General features: G+C 60.5%; 20 protein-coding genes. 5 read left to right on the top strand and 15 right to left on the bottom strand.

The window, feature by feature from the left end:
* Nucleotides 1–177: 177 nt before the first annotated feature.
* Entirely contained in the window at nt 178–1098 is a 921-nt protein-coding gene (locus C2L66_RS27180) for a helix-turn-helix transcriptional regulator (protein ID WP_035997509.1), read from the top strand.
* A gap of 163 nt (nt 1099–1261) precedes the next feature.
* Here the strand turns inward: C2L66_RS27180 and C2L66_RS27175 are convergent, their stop codons facing one another.
* Nucleotides 1262–1708 (bottom strand): type II 3-dehydroquinate dehydratase, encoded by a 447-nt coding sequence (locus tag C2L66_RS27175; RefSeq protein WP_060605271.1) that lies wholly within the window; start codon nt 1706–1708, stop codon nt 1262–1264.
* Nucleotides 1709–1712: 4 nt separating this feature from the next.
* On the bottom strand, nt 1713–2996 hold the full coding sequence (locus tag C2L66_RS27170) for an MFS transporter (protein ID WP_054933627.1): 1284 nt from the start codon (nt 2994–2996) through the stop codon (nt 1713–1715).
* 185 nt (nt 2997–3181) lie between these two features.
* Between C2L66_RS27170 and C2L66_RS27165 the strand changes: the two genes are divergently transcribed.
* Nucleotides 3182–3967: an IclR family transcriptional regulator gene (locus tag C2L66_RS27165; protein ID WP_035997501.1), complete on the top strand. Its 786-nt coding sequence runs from the start codon at nt 3182–3184 to the stop codon at nt 3965–3967.
* 217 nt (nt 3968–4184) lie between these two features.
* Here the strand turns inward: C2L66_RS27165 and C2L66_RS27160 are convergent, their stop codons facing one another.
* Nucleotides 4185–4985, bottom strand: coding sequence for an SDR family NAD(P)-dependent oxidoreductase (locus tag C2L66_RS27160; protein WP_035997499.1), 801 nt, complete (start codon nt 4983–4985; stop codon nt 4185–4187).
* 191 nt (nt 4986–5176) lie between these two features.
* Nucleotides 5177–6148 (bottom strand): GlxA family transcriptional regulator, encoded by a 972-nt coding sequence (locus C2L66_RS27155; protein WP_035997496.1) that lies wholly within the window; start codon nt 6146–6148, stop codon nt 5177–5179.
* A 268-nt stretch (nt 6149–6416) separates the two neighbouring features.
* Between C2L66_RS27155 and C2L66_RS27150 the strand changes: the two genes are divergently transcribed.
* On the top strand, nt 6417–6980 hold the full coding sequence (locus C2L66_RS27150) for a DUF3331 domain-containing protein (protein WP_231950056.1): 564 nt from the start codon (nt 6417–6419) through the stop codon (nt 6978–6980).
* A 276-nt stretch (nt 6981–7256) separates the two neighbouring features.
* Entirely contained in the window at nt 7257–8762 is a 1506-nt protein-coding gene (locus C2L66_RS27145; protein ID WP_060605274.1) for a GGDEF domain-containing protein, read from the top strand.
* A 49-nt stretch (nt 8763–8811) separates the two neighbouring features.
* Here C2L66_RS27145 and C2L66_RS27140 read toward each other — a convergent pair whose 3' ends face one another.
* From C2L66_RS27140 to C2L66_RS27120, 5 genes are all read right to left on the bottom strand, one after another.
* Nucleotides 8812–9975, bottom strand: a complete 1164-nt coding sequence (locus tag C2L66_RS27140) for a mannitol dehydrogenase family protein (protein WP_060605277.1) — start codon at nt 9973–9975, stop codon at nt 8812–8814.
* Between the two features lie 31 nt (nt 9976–10006).
* The gene (locus C2L66_RS27135; protein WP_054933617.1) at nt 10007–11017 is read right to left on the bottom strand and encodes a zinc-binding alcohol dehydrogenase family protein; all 1011 of its coding nucleotides are present in this window, start codon (nt 11015–11017) and stop codon (nt 10007–10009) included.
* Nucleotides 11018–11202: 185 nt separating this feature from the next.
* Complete coding sequence (locus C2L66_RS27130; protein WP_054933618.1) at nt 11203–12150, bottom strand: ABC transporter substrate-binding protein; 948 nt, start codon at nt 12148–12150, stop codon at nt 11203–11205.
* 57 nt (nt 12151–12207) lie between these two features.
* Complete coding sequence (locus C2L66_RS27125) at nt 12208–13239, bottom strand: ABC transporter permease (RefSeq protein WP_060605280.1); 1032 nt, start codon at nt 13237–13239, stop codon at nt 12208–12210.
* On the bottom strand, nt 13232–14785 hold the full coding sequence (locus C2L66_RS27120; protein WP_060605283.1) for a sugar ABC transporter ATP-binding protein: 1554 nt from the start codon (nt 14783–14785) through the stop codon (nt 13232–13234). Before C2L66_RS27120 ends, C2L66_RS27125 begins: the two co-directional genes overlap by 8 nt.
* A 210-nt stretch (nt 14786–14995) precedes the next feature.
* Between C2L66_RS27120 and C2L66_RS27115 the strand changes: the two genes are divergently transcribed.
* Entirely contained in the window at nt 14996–15697 is a 702-nt protein-coding gene (locus tag C2L66_RS27115) for a FadR/GntR family transcriptional regulator (protein ID WP_054933621.1), read from the top strand.
* Between the two features lie 219 nt (nt 15698–15916).
* Here the strand turns inward: C2L66_RS27115 and C2L66_RS27110 are convergent, their stop codons facing one another.
* The 6 genes from C2L66_RS27110 to C2L66_RS27085 all read right to left on the bottom strand — a co-directional run bounded on the left by C2L66_RS27110 (nt 15917) and on the right by C2L66_RS27085 (nt 17562).
* Entirely contained in the window at nt 15917–16153 is a 237-nt protein-coding gene (locus C2L66_RS27110) for a hypothetical protein (protein ID WP_060605286.1), read from the bottom strand.
* A gap of 92 nt (nt 16154–16245) precedes the next feature.
* The gene (locus C2L66_RS27105) at nt 16246–16470 is read right to left on the bottom strand and encodes a hypothetical protein (RefSeq protein WP_054933628.1); all 225 of its coding nucleotides are present in this window, start codon (nt 16468–16470) and stop codon (nt 16246–16248) included.
* 48 nt (nt 16471–16518) lie between these two features.
* Nucleotides 16519–16746 carry a hypothetical protein gene (locus tag C2L66_RS27100; RefSeq protein WP_054933629.1) on the bottom strand — a complete coding sequence of 76 codons (228 nt, stop codon included), beginning with the start codon at nt 16744–16746 and terminating at the stop codon, nt 16519–16521.
* A gap of 46 nt (nt 16747–16792) precedes the next feature.
* Nucleotides 16793–17017 (bottom strand): hypothetical protein, encoded by a 225-nt coding sequence (locus C2L66_RS27095; RefSeq protein WP_060605289.1) that lies wholly within the window; start codon nt 17015–17017, stop codon nt 16793–16795.
* Between the two features lie 47 nt (nt 17018–17064).
* Nucleotides 17065–17289 carry a hypothetical protein gene (locus C2L66_RS27090; protein WP_060605292.1) on the bottom strand — a complete coding sequence of 75 codons (225 nt, stop codon included), beginning with the start codon at nt 17287–17289 and terminating at the stop codon, nt 17065–17067.
* A 48-nt stretch (nt 17290–17337) separates the two neighbouring features.
* The gene (locus C2L66_RS27085) at nt 17338–17562 is read right to left on the bottom strand and encodes a hypothetical protein (protein WP_060605295.1); all 225 of its coding nucleotides are present in this window, start codon (nt 17560–17562) and stop codon (nt 17338–17340) included.
* Between the last annotated feature and the right edge of the window lie 600 nt (nt 17563–18162).

The raw sequence follows: 18162 nt of genomic DNA, 5'->3' as shown, positions 1-18162 counted from the left end.
GCGCTTCAACGCGTCTGGCCGTCACAGGCACCGGTAACGGGTTCTATAATCTGGCGTTACCGATGCTGGACACAGCGTGCTTCCCGACGGCGCCAATGTGGCATGGTTGACGGAGCGCATCTAGCAATTGCCATTACTAGTAATGGCAGTAACAGGGAAAGCATGAGGAGGCGAGACATGGAAAAGCAGCAGCGCCTGAACGAACTGGCCGATTTTCTGAGGACGCGCCGCGCACGTCTTCGGCCCGAGGACATCGACTTTCCGAGTGGCGCCCGGCGCAAGACACCGGGCCTGCGCCGTGAAGAAGTGGCCGAACGCGCCGGCATCAGCGTGACCTGGTATGCGTGGCTCGAGCAGGGCAGGGAAGTGAATGTGTCGTTCAAGACGATCGAAAGCCTCGCCAATGCGCTGAAGCTTTCGCCGCACGAGCGCACGCATCTGTTCGAACTGGCCAATCACTACACGCCGCCTGGCCCGTATCCGATTGCACAGAACGTGACGGATACGGTTCGGCGCATGCTCGATCAGCTTGGCAACATGCCGGCCTATGTCGTCGATGGCAACTGGAACTATGTGACGTGGAACGAGGCGGCGGTGCGTGTATTCACGGACTTTCGCAAGATGCCTGCGGGCCGCTGCAATCTGCTGTGGTTCACGTTTCAGCAAGACGGCGCGCGTGCGCTCTTTCAGGGCTGGGACGCCTACGCGAAATGCGTGTTGGCGCAGTTTCGCGGCGACTACATTCTTCGGCCTTCGGGTGAGGTCTTTTTGCGCGATCTCGTCGAAGAACTGAGCGATACGGATGCTGACTTCTGCCGCTGGTGGGCGGAACACGAAGTGCTCAAGCGCAGCGACTGGCGCAAGGTGATCGAGCACCCGGTAGCAGGGTTGCTCGAGCTGGATGCGCTATCGCTGGAAGTGCCCGATGCGCCGGGGATGCGCATCATGGTGTACACGCCCGCGCCGTCGACGGATACTGCCCAGCGTATCGAGGCACTGATGAAAGCCAGCAATGCGGCTGCAATTCCTGTTCAAGCCGCTACGGTACTCGATACTTTTCGAAAGTCTCGGGTTTCGAAAACAGGGCGCGGCGGATGATCCTGGCGAGCATTTTTTTTTGCCCTTTTTCTGCTATTCGCCGGTGCCACGCCGCGGTTGTTCGAACGGCTCTAAAACTCGCGCATCAGTCGATGCGCGACGCGTGGACGTCGCTTCCGGCAGGCTTCGTCAACGCGCCCCCGTCATTCATGAAGTGCGCGGCTCAGGGCTGCTTGCTCCATAGATCGTCAACCGCGCGGATTGCCAGCAGATATCCGTTTGCGCCTGCCCCGCAGATTACCGCCGTAGCCGCGACCGAGATTGTCGAGTGACGATATTCTTCCGAGCGCGCGTGGATGTTGGTGATATGCAATTCCACCACCGGCCGCCTGACGAGCTTGACTGCATCGAGCACGGGAATTCGACCGAACGAAAAGCCGGCCGGATTGATAATCAGCGCGGCATCCTGAAGAAACGCTTCCTGGATCCAGTCGATCAGCTCGCTTTCGCTGTTGGTCTGACGGAATACGCAGTCGAACCTCAGCGAATCAGCGAGTGTCAGGCAGCTCTGTTCGATGTCCGCAAGCGTGGTGGTGCCATAGATGTGAGGCTCCCTGACGCCGAGCATGTTCAGGTTCGAGCCATTGAGGATATAAAGTTTGCGAGTCATGGTTTCAATGTGTGGAGGAGCGTTCAAGGACAGTGCCTTTGGTTTCCCGCGATACTGCAATCATGAGAAAGGAAAGCAGATTCAAGGAGCCGCACACGGCGACGATGGCCCAGGGAGAACCGTGAAAGGCATTCAGCAGCGCGACGGCGACAATGGGCATCGGGCCGCCCGTGAGCAGGTTCGCACCTGAGTAGGACAGCGCGGACCCCGTATAGCGTGCCTCGGTCGGAAAGGACTCGGCGAACCAGACCGGCTGGATGCCGCTCTGGAACTGCGTAAAGCCGAGGAACGCGCCCATCACGGCCATGGTCATGGCGATCGAGTTCTGGTTGAGAACCGGGAAGTAGACCAGGCAGCAGACCAGCGTGCAAAACGAGCCGAGCATCAGCGCGCGCTTGCGTCCAATCCTGTCACTCAGATAGCCGCCCGCCAGTGCGCCGACGATGGCGCAGACATTGGCGATCATCAACAGCATGAAGCCGGTCTGCTTTGGCACGCCGAGGTGTTTGGTCAGATAACTGAGCGAAAACACCACGATCAGATAAAACAGCGCAGCGGGCCCGCAAAAGAACAGCGTCAGGCGAAGTGCAGTGCGCCAGTGGTACTTCAGCACGATGCCGAGTGGATTCGCGGCGCGTGCCCGTACGCCGCTTTTGTTGAGTGCCTCGAAGGCGGGTGTCTCGGATACACGACTGCGGATGTAGATGCCTAGCAGTACAAGAACAAAGCTTGCGAGAAACGGGATTCGCCAGCCCCAGGAATCAAAATCGTCGGACGAAAGCACGGCCGCCAGCGTGAACAGCGTGAAATTGGCGAGAATCTGGCTGAGTGGCGAACAGATGCCGAGCAAGCCCGAATACCAGCCGCGTCGCGCTGCCGATGCATGCTCCACCGCCATCAGTTGGGCGCCCGTTGATTCGCCGCCGAGCGCGAAACCCTGGACGATCCGCAGCGAAACCAGCAACGTCGGCGCGAGGATGCCGACCTGCTGGTAGGTGGGCAGCAGGCCCATCAGAAACGACGACGCGCCCATCACAGAGACAGTAACGAGCATCAATTTGCGGCGACCCCAGCGGTCGCCGAGCATTCCGCACACGATCGCACCCAGGGGGCGCGCGGCGAGCCCGGCCCAAAAACTGGCGAGCGACGCGAGCAGCGAGGCGGTCGGGTCGAGCGACGGAAAAAAGAGCTTCGGAAAGACCGTGGCCGCGACCACGCCATACAACGCGAAGTCGAACCACTCTAGCGCGGTGCCTACGGTTGCCCCGGCCACCGCCCGGCGCGCCATCAGCTGGGCATGCGCGGACTGGCTCGTTTCGGCGAGGTCTGGGTCAGCAATAGATGACATGTTGTCTCCTCATTTCTATGTGGTGAAACGTTCGTTGCGGGTGCCGAACAAGTGCTATTGTTCGCGCTGCAGAGAGGAACCGTTCCGCACCGGAACTTCATTTCGTATTGTGGAATCGACGATCGATGTCGCTCAAACAAGGCCTACGCATTCTTGATTTTCTGGCGTCGCAAGGCGAAGGTGCGGGTCTCGTGGCGATTGCCGACGCCTTGTCCCTGCCGCGCAGTTCATGCCATCGCCTGCTTACCGAACTCGTTGCGGGTGGGTACGTCCGGCAACTGGTCGATCACAGCCGCTACATTCTGACAATGCGGATGACGTCGAACGGGCTCGAATTCCTGAGTCTCACGGGCATCGCCGATATTGCGCAGCCCATCATCGAACGGGTTGCCGCGCGGACGGGCGAATTGGCGCGGCTGTCGCTGGTCGACGGAGAAGCGATTATCTGGGTGGGCAAGGCAGATGGGCAGCGCGTCGGCTTTCGCTACGATCCCGACATGGGCCAGGCGGCACGGCTTTCGTGCACATCGACGGGACATGCGTGGCTCATGACGATGACGGACGAACAGGCGCTCGCGCTCGTTCTGAAGCAGGGCTTTGGACAGCCGAACGAGTTCGGACCCAACGCGCCGACGACGGTCAAAGCGCTGTTGGGGTTCCTGCAAGCTGCGCGTGTGCGTGGTTACGCGATGATCGACGAGGTGTTTGCGCCGCGTATGTCAGCGGTCGCCGTGCCCGTCATCAGTGGCTCGCGCTGCGTCGGCGTGATCAGTCTGGCCGGGCCACGGGTGCGGTTGACCGCCGGGAAGATCCACGAGTACTCGGTCCTGCTGCGCGAGGCTGCAAATGAACTGGCTCAGTTGAGCAACATGGCCGGGTTCCCCAGCCGGCCGCCGCTGGGCAAAGGATGACAGGAACCGAACCAACACAGTGCGGCCGCCGGGGCAGGCGCACTGCGTTCGTATTGCGGTTCCGGTACTTCGGCGTGGATGACCGAACGTCGTCGCGTAATGGCGTTCTCTTCTTGAAGAACTGGCTTTGAGGCTGTCGTCTGCAGTTCGGCCATTCCCGCTACTTCAGATTGACGCGTCGGATACTTCGCGATCAGTTCAGTATCCGAGGTGAATCTCAATGCGTGGCCGTGTAGCGCGGCGCCGGAACGTTGGTCGACAACAGGGAAGACATCGCACGCCGCGCGCTTTCGTATCCGTCCCATTTCACGATGTCATGTAGCGAAGGAATCGTCACGAGCTCGCCCCGGTCAAACCCGACCAGCGCGGCATCGACCATGTTTTCAGCGGACATCACGATCGACTTGTCGAGATTTTCCAGCGGCAGGCCACCCGTCTGCCAGAAATCGGTCGCTGTCGCGCCCGGCAGAACGGCCTGGATCCGAATGCCTTTGCTGGCCAACTCGTGATGCAGCGATTGGCTGAATGCCAGCACGAACGCCTTGCTGCCGCCATAGACGCCATTGAGCGCTTCCGGCGCAATGGCGACGATGGACGAGATATTGATGACGGCTCCTTTGCTGCGCGCCAGAAAGCCGGGTACGGCGGCGTAGGTGAGGCGCATCAGGGCCGTCACGTTGAGATCGATCATGCGCGACATCGCATCGACGTCACTGTCCGCAAGCGGCGTGTGGGTGCCGACGCCCGCGTTATTCACCAGCAAGGTGATCGTCGCGTCCTGCTTTAGCTTCGCTTCTACGATCGAAAGGCCGTCCCTGGTGCCAAGGTCTGCGGCAAGAATTTCAACGCTGCGTTGTGTTTGTGTCGTGATGCGGCTCGCGAGCGCGGCGAGGCGCTCACGATTGCGGGCAACGAGTATGAGTTCGTAGCCGCGCCGCGCGAGGCGTTCGGCATACACCGCACCGATGCCCGATGATGCGCCTGTAATCAGCGCTGTGCCCAGATTTGCTTGCGTCATCATGTCACTCCGTATCGACGATTGTGTGGGAGTGAATTGTGGTGCTGAAGGCCAGCAACTCAAATGACGTTTAAGGTCATGTTTTAAGACATTCCTGCTGCGGAGATGACCTGTACGGCGTTGAATGTCGGGCGGCGCAATAACGCAATAAACGATCAGGGCGGTACCCGGGGCGATACGCCATCAATGTATTAATCGTCGATCAGGCGTTCATTGTCGGTCACATTACGAGACTCTCGCCTCAACGACTGCGGAGTCATTTGATAGGCCCGGGTAAAAACGTCCCTGAGGTGACGCCTGTCACGAAACCCTGTTTCTCGAGCAATGGTTTCAAGCGAATGACGGCCACGCTCGATCAGGTTTCTCGCCGCTTCCAGACGCAGGCGCTCGATTGCCTTGGCGGGAGATTCGCCCGTTTCGGAAAGAAAAATACGCGTGAATTGTCGGCTGCTCAGATGTGCCGCCTTGGCGAGATCGTCGACGCGCAGGGGTTTGGACAGATTGACGCGTGCATGTTCAAGCGCCATCTGGATTCGATCCGACTTCGGTGCAAGCGCCAACATTTGAGAGTGCTGCGACTGTCCGCCTGAGCGTCGATGAGGCATGACCATCGCACGCGCCACCGATATCGCGAAGTCGGCGCCGAGATCCTTCTCCACCAGGCCAAGCGCCAGGTCCATCGCCGCCGTCAATCCCGCTGACGTCCATATCGCGCCATCGACAATAAAGATGCGGTCGGCTTCGACCTGAATGCGTGGCCAGCGTGCTTGCAAGGCGTCTGCGAACGCCCAGTGCGTGGTTGCGCGCTTGCCGTCGAGAAGGCCGGCTTCAGCCAGAACGAACGCGCCCGTACAAAGGCCTGCCGTGCGCCGCGATCGTGCGGACGCGTCGCTGATGAACCTGAGTTCTTCAGCGGTCGTGATGCGGCCGGTTGGATTGGCCACGCCGCTGATCATCCATGTGTCTGCCGTCGCGTTCGAATCGGCCCGCTTTGTGATGACAGAGACACCGAGCGACGAGCGAATTTCTCCACCCTCGAGCGAGTAATTCGTCACGTGATAAACAGGTTCGCGCGCGACGACGTTGGCGATTTCGAACACCGTCTGGGTCCCAATGGCCATGACCTGAAAGTCATCCGTCAAGAAGTAGCCAATTCGATGCATTAATTCCACCAGCCGTCATGTCCGAAAAAGTGAGTATAAATGTCGTTGTAAAAAAATGCGTGTGGCGTGGATGATAAGCGCTTATGAACCGCGTTCGAACAGGTAAATGCCGCTATTGCTTTAGCCAGAATCTGTTTTAGACGGTCGATAACAGTTTCGAATCAGTATCGTGTGAAAGTTTCGTTAATACATGGCGTATTTGCGGAAATTTGTTCGTCAATCAAAAGTGCAGTGCCGGAGAGACTCAGGCCGCCCGGATGTACAAAAGATGATCGCGTCAACAGAACCCTCGACATTGATCAGCTGGGACTCCCGCGCTGTTTGCCAACACGTTATCAACCACCGGCAGTTTTATCGAATGAAAATGCCAACGTCTAAAGCGGCATTACCGTCGGACGACGGCCAGATTATCGAGCGGGCGCTGCTAAGTTTGCTTTGTCCGACGCCTCTTTTCCTGACTCCGCCAGTGGAAACCTCGTTCAAGGAGAAGATGCGACGGGAGCGATTGCCGGCTGCGCGAAAAAATCACCAGGCCGAATGGATCCCGCTGCCAGCCCGGATTGTCGTGCAGGAAATACTATCGGCTCACACGCTCAGTATCTCGTGGAGCGATTCCCAGACGGGACATTACGCAGAGCAGATCTGGCGTCTGGGTCTGGCACGGGATGACGGTTTTTGCGCGCTCTCGGGGCGCCCCATCATGCGTGGTGACGAAGTATTCCGCCCTCGCCGCAGCATGACGCTCGTCCCGGCGAACTGGCGTCGCATGATTCTCGCATCGGATGTGATTGCGACTTTCGCTTCTGCGCCGATCGAGAGGGCCGCCGTCTAACGCGATCCGCGTGACTAGCCGCGTCACCCGCATCGGCACCCGACATTCGAGGCTACGACGGCACCAAAGGCGGCAACGTGCCTGTCAACTGTCTGACAGCGGTCGACAGGCCATTGTCGCCAAAGGCCGTCCAGCGGACGGAGCGGGCTTTGACTGAAAAAACCGCTCAAAGCTCTCAATTTTTCGTTCCGTTTGCCGATACTACTGTCGTTATCCTGCGCAACCATGTCGCACAAGCGTCGACGCGCTAAAAAGCGACACCCCACAAAAAATCACGTGTTCCCAAACTTTGTCAGGCGCGCGGCCGTTATCGCGGGCCGTCGTCCGTGCATCGTGGGCGCGCTCGGCACACTGCTTGCGGCGGCTGTTCTGGGCGTGAGCCTGCTAACACTTGTTGCCGCGCGCGACACAGCGATTCGCCACGCCCACGAGACATCCAGGAACGTTGCCGCGGTATTGTCGAGCAATATCTCCCACACCGTCGAATCCTCGGATCAATCGTTAAGGACGCTTATCGCCGCTCTTGACAAGCCGGCCGTTCAACATATGAACGCGGACGTGCGGCACGAACTGCTGTTCAACCGTACCGCAACTTCGCAATACGTGACGGGCATGGGCGTGACCAACGAACACGGGCAGTTGATGGACGGGTGCTGTTCGAGCACGCATCACTGGGACTTCAGCGACCGCGATTACTTCCTCGTACATCGCCAGTCGGCGAACGCGGGCCTGTATGTTTCCGCCGTGTATCGGGCGCGCTCGCGCGAGGGTGTGGAAGCCTTGGCACTGAGCAGACGGATGAACAACGCCGACGGCTCTTTCAAGGGCGTGGCGCTGGTCGCCATCGACGTGGCGTACTTCAGCCGCCTGCTCGACGGGCTGAACGTCGGCCCAGGCGGTGTCACGGCAATCGTTCGGACCGACGGCACACTTGTAGCAAGGAATCCTTATATACGACTGGCAATTGCACCGAACTTCAGTAAATCGCAGACGTTTCCGCGCATGGTGAACCAGGATTCCGGCTTCTATGCGGCGCGTTCGCCGGCCGACGGCGTGCTGAGACTTTACACGTTTCAACGCGTGCCCGGTACGCCGCTGATTGCGGTCGTCGCGCCGGCGCTCAACGACGTGCTCGCCTCATGGAAGACGCTTTCGTGGATCGTAGGCACGTCCGCTTGCGCGATCAGTTTCGCCTTTTGCGCGGTGGTCTGGTTGCTGGCATTTGCGCTGCGCGACCGCGCGCTCGCCGAAGGCCGCCTGACGGAACTCACGCAAACCGACTCGCTCACGGGGCTCAAGAACCGCCGCGCGCTCGACGAGGTGCTGGAAGCAGAATGGGAGAGGCTACAGCGCACGCAGAGTTGCCTCTCCGTTCTCTATATCGATGCCGATCATTTCAAGCAATACAACGACAAACACGGTCACGCGGAAGGCGACAAGGCGTTGAAGCATCTGGCCGGCTGTATTGCGCAACGCGTCCGCCGTCGCAGTGACTGCGCGGCCCGCTATGGTGGCGAGGAATTCGTGGCCGTGTTGCCCGACACCGATGCGGCGAACGCTTTGCGCGTCGCCGAAGGTGTACGCGAGACGTTGGAGGCGTCATGGCGTGAGGCTGGAACGGCCGGGCTTCATCCCTTCACGGTCAGCGTCGGATGCGCAACGGGTCGACGCGGATGCCCGACCACTTTGGACGAACTGACGAAGGCGGCGGACCTTGCGCTTTACGAAGCGAAGCGTGCAGGTCGAAATTGCGTCAGAGCGGCGGCCATCGCGCATGCTTGACGCAACCCGGTCAGTCAGGACGTTGCGCGTTGACAGTCCATTGCGACCATCAGGACGACCGGCTCACTTCTTCGCCGTCCAGCAGCAGATTGTTGGCCACCAGTAATCTGCGCAACCTCGGCTGCGTCAGCGGCAAAGACTGCGAATCGGCCATTTCTACGAGCGGCAGTATCCGGCGCCTGATCTTCTCACGATGATTGGCGGCGATATCGGAAAGACGATGGGCGAGAAAGGGATTCAGAAATCGCTCGCGAACACTATCGATATAAGTCTCAGCTTCGTTTTGCAGCCCCATCGCGCTGAAGACGGGCAGCACCTCGTCATGCCACACCGTCTCGAGCCCGCTGCGCACGCGAGGCGTATTCATCGCCTGCAACACCGTTTCCTGCAACGCGCGATTTTCGCCGAGCCATTGATCGGCAAGCCACGTATGACCGAGATTGAGAAAAAACAGCTTGAGCCGTGCATAACGGCGCAAGTCATCGGTGATCACGATCTGCTCGTGTGCACATGGAAGATCCATCCCCACGCGCCGTTCGATTGCCCACAGCGCATATGGCTCCGCGATCGCGCCAACGGGATCGATCGGCGCGGAAACAATACGGTCGACGAGTGAATTTACCCAGACGCAATGTTCCTGCAAATAGCGGATGAAAAGTTCGGGCAGCAGCCACTGCCGGGCCAAGCCAAGCACGATATCGCGCAAGGCGTCACCGTTTCTGTCGACGAGTTCGCACGGATAGATCGACACACCGTCCTGCGGGCGCTCGCGCCAGCGGGCGTTCAGCAACGTCAACAGTTTCGCGGGAAAACTGTGCGGCACGAGCGCATCGTTCGATAGCAGGTCGGCCGTGTCTCGCTCATCGAGTTGGTAACCCGCATCGCCTGTATTGGATACGATAACGCGTACGTCGTCGATCATTGCGCGACGGATCGCGGCCCAGTCGGTATCGGTTGCCCACGCATTGCGCACAGCGCGACATTCGACCACCCGGTCCACCACGCCTGCGGCTTCGCGACCTCGTATGTGCACGGGGTAGTGATCCGCATGGGACAGCGCGGCAATCCGCGCGCGGCTCGCCGGATTCGCTGTCGTCTGCACGACGCTGACGCCGCCAATCGCGTCGCCGCGTTCCAGCGCCTCCGAGACAAACAGCGCAACATGCGCGAGAAGAAAGCGGCTGGTGCCGAATTGAAGTATCGGTGCGCTCATGAGTTCGATCCTGTTTGCGCAGCGCCTTCGCTCAGCATTCGACCAGTGCTTTCACGACCGTCTGCCCCGGCTCCAGCAGGCGAGGAAATGCTTCGGGCACGTCGGCAAGGCGCATGCGGTGGGTGTTGAGCGCCCGGTCCGGAATCTGGCCGGCGCGCATCGCCTCGAGCACGATTTCGAAGTCGGCTGCTGTCGCGTTGCGGCTCGCGAGCAAGGTCGTCTCCCGCTTGTGGAACTCCGGGTCCGAAAAGTTGACCTGGCCGGGCACGATCGAAATTAGCGTGTATGTCCCGCCATGCGCGACGAAGCCGAAGCCGCGGTTCATCGCGTCGATGTTGCCGGTTGCATCGAAAACAACATCGAAAAATTCTCCGTTCGTCAGCGACGACAGTTGCGCGGTGTCGTCGGGTCCGACGGACACGGCGGCGCTTATGTGGAGTTGCGAACTGCAGAACGAGAGCCGGTCGGCGCGTGTATCGAGGCACACGACGTTGCCGCCGCGCAGCTTCGCAAAGATCATGGCCGCCATGCCGATCGGACCGGCGCCCACGACGAGCACCCGCTGCCCGGCCTGCACGTTCGCGCGCCGTACCGCGTGCGCGCCGATGGCGAGGAATTCGAGCATGGCCGCCTGGTCGAGCGAGACGCCTTCTGCCTTGTGGACGAACTGGGCGGGCACGCTCAGATACTCGGTCATCGCGCCGTCGCGGTGTACGCCGAGCACCTTGATGTTCACGCAACAGTTGGTCTTGCCCTGGCGGCAGGCGACGCATGTTCCGCAAGAAAGATACGGCATCACATAGACGCCGTCGCCGACAGCCAGTCCCGCATCGCCATCCGCTTCGACGACGACGCCCGACAGTTCATGGCCCATTACGCGCGGATATTCGAGGTACGGCTGATTGCCCGTGAAGATGTGGAGATCGGTGCCGCAGATGCCGACGCGGCTCACGCGCAACAACACTTCTCCGGGCTTGCGCTCGGGGACGTCGGACTGGTGTGCGCGAAGCACGCGGGGGGATTCGCAAATCACGCTAAGCATAGGGAGATCCTCATGAGCAGGAAAGAGGCGTGGTGTTCTGCGCGCGACAGACTGCCGCGTGGCAAGTTGCGTTTTGCGATTGCCTTCATGAGCAGGTAGGGAACACCGTTCGATGCGTCGAGCCATCGGCCGGACCCGCAGCGCGCCTTGACGCTGCGGGACGGTCACGATTCAACGTGGTTCTGTCAGTAAAGGACGTTCTTCGCTTGCGGCGAATCGAGGTTCTGTTTGTCGACCATCACGACGCCGGTATCGACGAGCTTCGGCACCGGCTTGTGCTCGATCACGCCGACGACCGTCTCGATGCCCTTGTGTCCCATCTGCCACGAGCCCTGGACAGCAATGGCCTGCACCGTGCCGTCGCGCACGAACCCCTGCAGGTCCTCGTTGCCGTCGAAACCGATCGCGATGAGCTTGCCTGCCTTGCCCGACTGCTTGAGTGCGCGGCCCACGCCGACCGCGGTCGGCTCATTCGCGCCGAAGATGCCTTTCAGGTCGGGATTGGCGGACAGCACGTCGGTGGTCTGGTTCAAGGCCATCGCCATCTGCGATTGCGAGTAATACGGCCCGACGATCTGCAGCTTCGAGTGGCTCTCGATGTATTTCCGGAACCCGCCCACGCGGCTGACTTCCGAACCCGCGCCCGGTACATAGGACATGATCGCGATCTTGCCGGTTTGCCCGACGCGATCGATCAGCGCCTTCGCGCACAGCTCGCCCGCCTTCTCATTGTCGGTCGTCAGGAACGACTGGTAGTAAGGCTTGCCGGAATCGGCAATGGCGGAGTCGATGATCACGACGGGGATATGTGCATTCCAGGCCTGCTTGATCGCGGGCACGAGCGCATCGGGATCGGACGGCGCGAGTACGATGCCCGCGACGTGCCGGTTCACGGCATTCACGACCATGTTGACTTCGTCGGTGATGTCGGACTCTGCAGCGGGCCCCTGGAAGGTCATCGTGTAGCCCTTCGCGTCGGCAAGTGCGGCGTTTGCTCCTTTCTGCACGTTCTGCCAGTAATTCGAATTGACCGTTTTCACGATCACGGCGATCTCGCCGCCTGCCGCAAACACGCCAGTGCTGAACGCCGCGCAGAGGATTGCGGATACTGCCAGCATGGGAAACTTTTTCATGTCTCGCTCCTGTCTTTAGTGGTTGAACTTCTCCTGACTGCCCCCAAGCGCTTGTGCCTATCGCTTGCGGTGACGAAGCTGATCGATCCAGACCGTGCCGAGAATGACCACACCGATGATGATCTGCTGGATGAAGCTCGACACCCCGTTCATGTTGAGGCCGTTGCGCAGCACGCCGATGACGAATGCGCCAATGGCGGTACCCGAAATCGTGCCGACGCCGCCCATCAGCGACGTTCCGCCGATCACCGAGCTGGCGATCGCGTCGAGCTCGTACATCACCCCTTCGTTTGGCTGCCCGGTCACGAGCCGGGACATCAGCACGCAACCGGTCACGCCCGCAAGCGCGCCGGACAGCACGTAGGTGAAGAGCTTTACGCCTTGCACGTTGACGCCCGAAAGCCGTGCGGCCTCCGCATTGGACCCGACCGCATAGATGTGCCGGCCAAGCGACGTCCTCGAAAGCAGAATGGAGACGACGACGAACAGCGCGACCATGATGACGACGGGATACGGTATGCCGGGGAATGTCGTGTCGGGAAAACCGTCTGCGCCGATTCGGGAGATGCGGAACAGCGCGCCATTGCCCAGTTCGCCGAACGCTTCACCGAGATCGGACACCGGACGCGCGCCCGTGATCTGCAGCGCCATCCCGCGCGCGACGAGCATCATGCCGAGTGTTGCGATAAACGGCGGCAGGCCCATCCGCGTGACGCAGATGCCGTTGATGAGGCCGCACAGCGCGCCCACCATCACGCCGGCCAGCATGGCAACCGGTACGGGCGCGCCCGCTTTTGCAAGCAGCGCAGCACAGACGCCGGCGAGCGCGAGCACCGAGCCGACGGAGAGATCGATGCCGCCCGTGATGATGACGCAGGTTGCTGCCACGCCCAGATAGGCGATCGATGTGACCTGCAGCCCCACGGTCATCAGATTGTCGACCGAAAAGAACGCCTGGCTCGTAATCGAAAATGCGATCACGAGTATCACCAGGCTGCCCAATGCCGCAAACTTCTGAATGAGCTCACGCCGCCGCTGTTGCGCGGACCGATCGGCTGCCTGCGAACGATCTGATGTCATTTCAAGCATGAGTTTGCCCCGACGCGTAACGCATGATCTCCTCCTGGCTGGTGTGAGCCGTTTCAAGCACCGCCGCGATGCGGCCTTCGTGAAATACGGCGATCCGATCCGTCATGCCGAGCAGTTCCGGTAGTTCCGAACTGATCAGCACGACGCCTACGCCATCGGCGGCGAGCCGGTCCATCAATCCATAAATGGCGAACTTCGCGCCGACGTCGATACCGCGTGTGGGTTCGTCGAAGAAAAGGATTTTCGAGCCGCGATATAGCCACTTTCCAATCACGACCTTTTGCTGGTTGCCGCCGGACAGGTTGCGTGTGACCTGATTGATGGAAGGCGTGCGGATCGCGAGTTCCTGTACATAACGTGCGGCGATGCGCGCTTCGTCGTTGAAGCGCAAGAATCCAGCACGCGTGGAGATACCGCGGACATTGGCGAGCGTCACATTCGCGGCAACGGGCATGCTGAGGGCGAGGCCCTCTTTCTTGCGATCTTCCGAGAGATAAGCAATGCCGTGGCGAATCGCCTCGCGCGGCGACCGTATCGTGACCGGCTGGCCGTGCAGCCGCATCGTTCCGCTGTCGAGCGGGTCGGCACCGAAAATGGCGCGTGCAACTTCTGTGCGGCCTGCGCCTATCAGGCCGGCGAAGCCAAGAATCTCGCCTTTGCGCAGTTCGAATGAAAGCGGCCCGAACACGGCTTCGCGCTCGAGGCCGTCGACGCTCAGCAGCACCTCATCGGTTGGCACCGACTGGCGCCGCGGATAGGCATCGTCGAGCGAGCGGCCGACCATGCGCGCGACAACGTCGCTTATGGTGATCGCTGCGAAGTCGTCGGTCGAGATATGGCGGCCGTCTCGCAACACAGTTACGCGGTCGACAATTTCCGCCATCTCGTCGAGCCGATGCGAAATGTAGAGAATCGCGACGCCTTGAGTTCGCAATTCTTTAATGATGCGAAAGAGGTGGACGGTTTCCGACTCGGTCAGTGACGAAGTCGGCTCGTCCATGATCAGGACCTGCGCGTCGAGCGACAAGGCCTTCGCGATTTCCACCATCTGCTGCTGCGCAATGGAAAGCGCGCCGACCTTGGCGGTGGGCGCGATAGTTAAACCGATATGGGCGAGACACGCTTTGGCGTCGGCATTCAGCTTGCGCCTGTCGATGAAGGGGCCGCGCTTGGGTTCACGCGCCAGATAAAGATTTTCCGCAATGGAAAGATCTGGGACGAGATTCAGTTCCTGATGAATGATCGCAATGCCCGCCGCTTGCGCTTCGGATGTCGAACGGAAATTCACCTGCTCGCCCCGGTAGACGACAGTTCCTCCATCCGGACGGTATTGCCCGCTGATGATTTTCATCAGCGTCGATTTGCCTGCTCCGTTTTCGCCGCAAATGGCATGGACTTCGCCGCAGCACAGATCGAGGTTGATGCCGTCGAGCGCGATGACGCCGGGAAACTGCTTGCGAATGCCCTCGAGACGCAGGATCTCTCCATCCCACGGTTGGGTGTTCGACTTGCCGGCGAGGTCCTGCGGGCTGCAAGGCGCGCTCATCGTGTCTCCTTTTGACGGCCGACCTGGCATTACGCTGGTCAGTCCAGTTGTGATGCATTGAACCGCAATATTGCCGTTTGGTCAAGCCAATGTGATAGTTTGCAGATTGACCTTACCAGCGTGGCCGTTTGCAGGGCCGCGCCGGGCGCTGCTAGACTTCGCCACGACGCTGTTTTGCGCGCATATCTGCCTAACGGATGCCGGCTGTTTATGAAATCAATCGAGCCCAAGCGGCTTTACCAATCTGTTGCCGCGGAGATTCTCAAACTGATCCGCGAGGGCGAGTTTCCTGCCGGCGAACGTTTGCCGCCCGAGCGCGAGCTTGCGCTGCGGCTTGGCGTTTCCCGTCCGTCATTGCGCGAAGCGTTGATCGCACTCGAGATTGGTGGCCGCGTCGAAATCCGGATGGGTTCGGGTGTCTACGTGCGCGACACCGGCGCAGACGATGAAAACGTGGTCGGCGCCCTGGGCGACAGTCCATCGGAACTGATGCAGGCACGCGCGGCCATTGAAGGCAGCGTCGCGGCGCTTGCCGCTGCACACATGACGGCCGCCATGGTGGACCGCTTGAGGCGCACTGTGGACCGGATGCGCAGGCTGGCCGCGGCCGGCAAGACACCGGTAGACGCCGACCGTCAGTTCCACATGCTGGTAGCGGAGGCGGCCGGTAACTCGGTGCTTGCGCGCTTCGTGGGCGAACTGTTCGATAGCCGCCACGATCCCATTGCGGCCGCGATGCGTGGTCATACGGAGAGCGCGAAGACGTGGACCGACGCAGTGCGGGAACACGAGGATATCCTGCGAGCGCTGCAGTCGGGCGATCCGATCGCCGCGCAGACCGCGATGCGCGCGCATCTGATGGCTTCGGAAGAGCGTTGGATCGGCGGCGTGCTGAAGCGGGATAGCGACTGAGACGGCGTGTCGCGAGAGCTGATGGGGCCGTGTGTCGTGCCGCCATCGGTCGGTTGCTTTTGTTGCGATGTCGGGCGAACTCGAAACAGTAGAGATCAGTTCGAGAAGGCGCCTGCGATTGCGTGGCTTGGGCAATGCACGTCGATTCAAATGGCCGCTTGAGGGCGGAGGAGACAAAGCCGCAGCGCGCAAGGGCTCTTTCGAACCCGCCAACGTTTTTTATTGCAGCAGTCCCTTGAGAAACTGCATTCCGCCGAAATTCTGCAGCGTCGGAATATTGATGTTCATGTCGGTCTGGATGACGGGCGCCACGACGATAGCCGGGCTGGCAAAACCACCGCCGAACGCTGCATTCACGTTGCCGAAATTGTAGTTGCTGCCGCCGCGCACTGCCGACAGTGCGTCGTTGGACAGTGCCTGATGATGCGAAAGATCCGTGATCGTCAGCGAGGCCATGGTCAAGCTCCTGATATGGCGTGTTGCGGGACGGGAGAGGGCGCTCGGCCTGCGCAGTGCGAAGACGCGGCGCGACTCTCCCGTGTGTTGCCTTACTTGACCAGCTGCAGTCCGCCGAAGTTCTGGATCGTCGGGATGATGACCTTCGTGTCGGTCTGCGTGACGGGCGCCACCACGATGGACGGGCTGGCGAAGCCGCCGCCGAATGCGGCATTCGTGTTGTAGGCGTTGTAGTTGCTGCCGCCGCGCACCGAGGCGAGTGCTTCGATGGAGAGGTCTTCGTTATGCGAGAGGTCTTTGATGGTCAGCGAGGTCATGATGAATCTCCTGGATTGGATGCGGTAAGAGGATGACGGGTTTGCGATTTACAGCAGCACGCCTTGCAGGCCGCCGAAGTTCTGGATGGTCGGGATGACGACCTTCGTGTCCGTCTGCGTGACGGGCGCCACTACCACGCCGGGGCTGGCGAAGCCGCCACCGAATGCGGCGTTCACGTTGCCGACGTTGTAGTTGCTGCCGCCGCGCACGGAGGCGAGTGCTTCGACGGAGAGAGCTTCGTGATGCGAGAGGTCTTTGATGGTCAGCGATGCCATGATGAATCTCCTGAATGGGGTGTGATAAAGGGGCGATGTTTGCGAGTTACAGCACAGCCTGCAGGCCGCCGAAGTTCTGGATGGTCGGGATGACGACCTTCGTGTCGGTCTGCGTAACGGGCGCCACGACGATGGCCGGGCTGGCGAAGCCGCCACCGAACGCGGCGTTCACGTTGCCGACGTTGTAGTTGCTGCCGCCACGCACCGAGGCGAGTGCTTCGACGGAGAGTGATTCGTGATGCGAGAGGTCTTTGATGGTCAGCGATGCCATGATGAATCTCCTGAATGGGATGTGATAAAGGGCGATGGGTTGGCGAGTTACAGCACAGCCTGCAGGCCGCCGAAGTTCTGGATCGTCGGGATGACGACCTTCGTGTCGGTCTGCGTGACGGGCGCCACGACGATGGCCGGGCTGGCGAAGCCTCCACCGAACGCGGCATTCACGTTGCCGACGTTGTAGTTGCTGCCGCCGCGCACCGATGCGAGTGCTTCGACGGAGAGTGCTTCGTGATGCGAGAGGTCTTTGATGGTCAGCGATGCCATGATGAATCTCCTGAATGGGGTGTGATAAAGGGGCGTTGGGTTTGCGAGTTACAGCACAGCCTGCAGGCCGCCGAAGTTCTGGATGGTCGGGATGACGACCTTCGTGTCGGTCTGCGTGACGGGCGCCACGACGATGGCCGGGCTGGCGAAGCCGCCACCGAACGCGGCATTCGTGTTGTAGGCGTTGTAGTTGCTGCCGCCGCGTACCGAGGCGAGTGCTTCGACGGAGAGTGATTCGTTATGCGAAAGGTCTTTGATGGTCAGCGAAGCCATGGTCGATCTCCTTGGATCAGTTGTTTCGGGTTGGAAGAGCACGATTCGTTTGCGCTCGCTGCTACATATGCACAGGGTGTGCCAGTGGGGCGAAGGACGCTGGAATCACACGCTAACCTTATGAAATCAAAGGTGATTTTCCGGATAGTGCTTTTCGAAAGCGGGTTTTCAGGCGATTAGCCCGGAAATGAAGGTCTGCTCCCAGCAAACAGATCATCGCGAAGCTGTCGGCTTTAACCGAACAGCACTTCATGCAGCCATTCGCGTCACAGATTGTGGAAAGCAATCGGGAAACAGCAGCGCATGCGTCGACAATGTTGTGCTCTTGCGCACCGCATAATCGCTGCTGCTACTCAACCGCATCGATGTGGCGACGCCGGTCCGGCCTCAGAGGCGCGCCGATGGTGTTTTCGTTCGTGAGGGCCGTGCGGATCGACGATAGTGACGTGCAGCAGTGCCGCTTATGCGTACAGCTGCGAGAGAGTTCGCAAGGCGCGCGAGATGCCGTGTCAGCATTCGCTTGAGGCAGACCCACGGGCGTAGCTCGACGGCGCCCGAAAACGCTAGCGCGTTCGAGAACGCCGTGGCAGTGGCCAATGA

Origin of the sequence: Paraburkholderia caribensis, from assembly GCF_002902945.1 — a bacterium.
In the GTDB taxonomy this organism is placed as follows: domain Bacteria; phylum Pseudomonadota; class Gammaproteobacteria; order Burkholderiales; family Burkholderiaceae; genus Paraburkholderia; species Paraburkholderia caribensis.
The sequence above is the reverse complement of the archived record's forward strand: the minus strand, read 5'-3'. Positions and strand labels throughout refer to the sequence as shown.

What these genes read in the sequence shown, in the direction of transcription:
- C2L66_RS27180 (WP_035997509.1), top strand. Translation starts at nt 178, where the DNA reads ATGGAAAAGCAGCAGCGCCTGAACGAACTGGCCGATTTTCTGAGGACG.
- C2L66_RS27175 (WP_060605271.1), bottom strand. Translation starts at nt 1,708, where the DNA reads ATGACTCGCAAACTTTATATCCTCAATGGCTCGAACCTGAACATGCTC.
- C2L66_RS27170 (WP_054933627.1), bottom strand. Translation starts at nt 2,996, where the DNA reads ATGGCGCGCCGGGCGGTGGCCGGGGCAACCGTAGGCACCGCGCTAGAG.
- C2L66_RS27165 (WP_035997501.1), top strand. Translation starts at nt 3,182, where the DNA reads ATGTCGCTCAAACAAGGCCTACGCATTCTTGATTTTCTGGCGTCGCAA.
- C2L66_RS27160 (WP_035997499.1), bottom strand. Translation starts at nt 4,985, where the DNA reads ATGACGCAAGCAAATCTGGGCACAGCGCTGATTACAGGCGCATCATCG.
- C2L66_RS27155 (WP_035997496.1), bottom strand. Translation starts at nt 6,148, where the DNA reads ATGCATCGAATTGGCTACTTCTTGACGGATGACTTTCAGGTCATGGCC.
- C2L66_RS27150 (WP_231950056.1), top strand. Translation starts at nt 6,417, where the DNA reads ATGATCGCGTCAACAGAACCCTCGACATTGATCAGCTGGGACTCCCGC.
- C2L66_RS27140 (WP_060605277.1), bottom strand. Translation starts at nt 9,975, where the DNA reads ATGAGCGCACCGATACTTCAATTCGGCACCAGCCGCTTTCTTCTCGCG.
- C2L66_RS27135 (WP_054933617.1), bottom strand. Translation starts at nt 11,017, where the DNA reads ATGCTTAGCGTGATTTGCGAATCCCCCCGCGTGCTTCGCGCACACCAG.
- C2L66_RS27130 (WP_054933618.1), bottom strand. Translation starts at nt 12,150, where the DNA reads ATGAAAAAGTTTCCCATGCTGGCAGTATCCGCAATCCTCTGCGCGGCG.
- C2L66_RS27125 (WP_060605280.1), bottom strand. Translation starts at nt 13,239, where the DNA reads ATGCTTGAAATGACATCAGATCGTTCGCAGGCAGCCGATCGGTCCGCG.
- C2L66_RS27120 (WP_060605283.1), bottom strand. Translation starts at nt 14,785, where the DNA reads ATGAGCGCGCCTTGCAGCCCGCAGGACCTCGCCGGCAAGTCGAACACC.
- C2L66_RS27115 (WP_054933621.1), top strand. Translation starts at nt 14,996, where the DNA reads ATGAAATCAATCGAGCCCAAGCGGCTTTACCAATCTGTTGCCGCGGAG.
- C2L66_RS27110 (WP_060605286.1), bottom strand. Translation starts at nt 16,153, where the DNA reads ATGGCCTCGCTGACGATCACGGATCTTTCGCATCATCAGGCACTGTCC.
- C2L66_RS27105 (WP_054933628.1), bottom strand. Translation starts at nt 16,470, where the DNA reads ATGACCTCGCTGACCATCAAAGACCTCTCGCATAACGAAGACCTCTCC.
- C2L66_RS27100 (WP_054933629.1), bottom strand. Translation starts at nt 16,746, where the DNA reads ATGGCATCGCTGACCATCAAAGACCTCTCGCATCACGAAGCTCTCTCC.
- C2L66_RS27095 (WP_060605289.1), bottom strand. Translation starts at nt 17,017, where the DNA reads ATGGCATCGCTGACCATCAAAGACCTCTCGCATCACGAATCACTCTCC.
- C2L66_RS27090 (WP_060605292.1), bottom strand. Translation starts at nt 17,289, where the DNA reads ATGGCATCGCTGACCATCAAAGACCTCTCGCATCACGAAGCACTCTCC.
- C2L66_RS27085 (WP_060605295.1), bottom strand. Translation starts at nt 17,562, where the DNA reads ATGGCTTCGCTGACCATCAAAGACCTTTCGCATAACGAATCACTCTCC.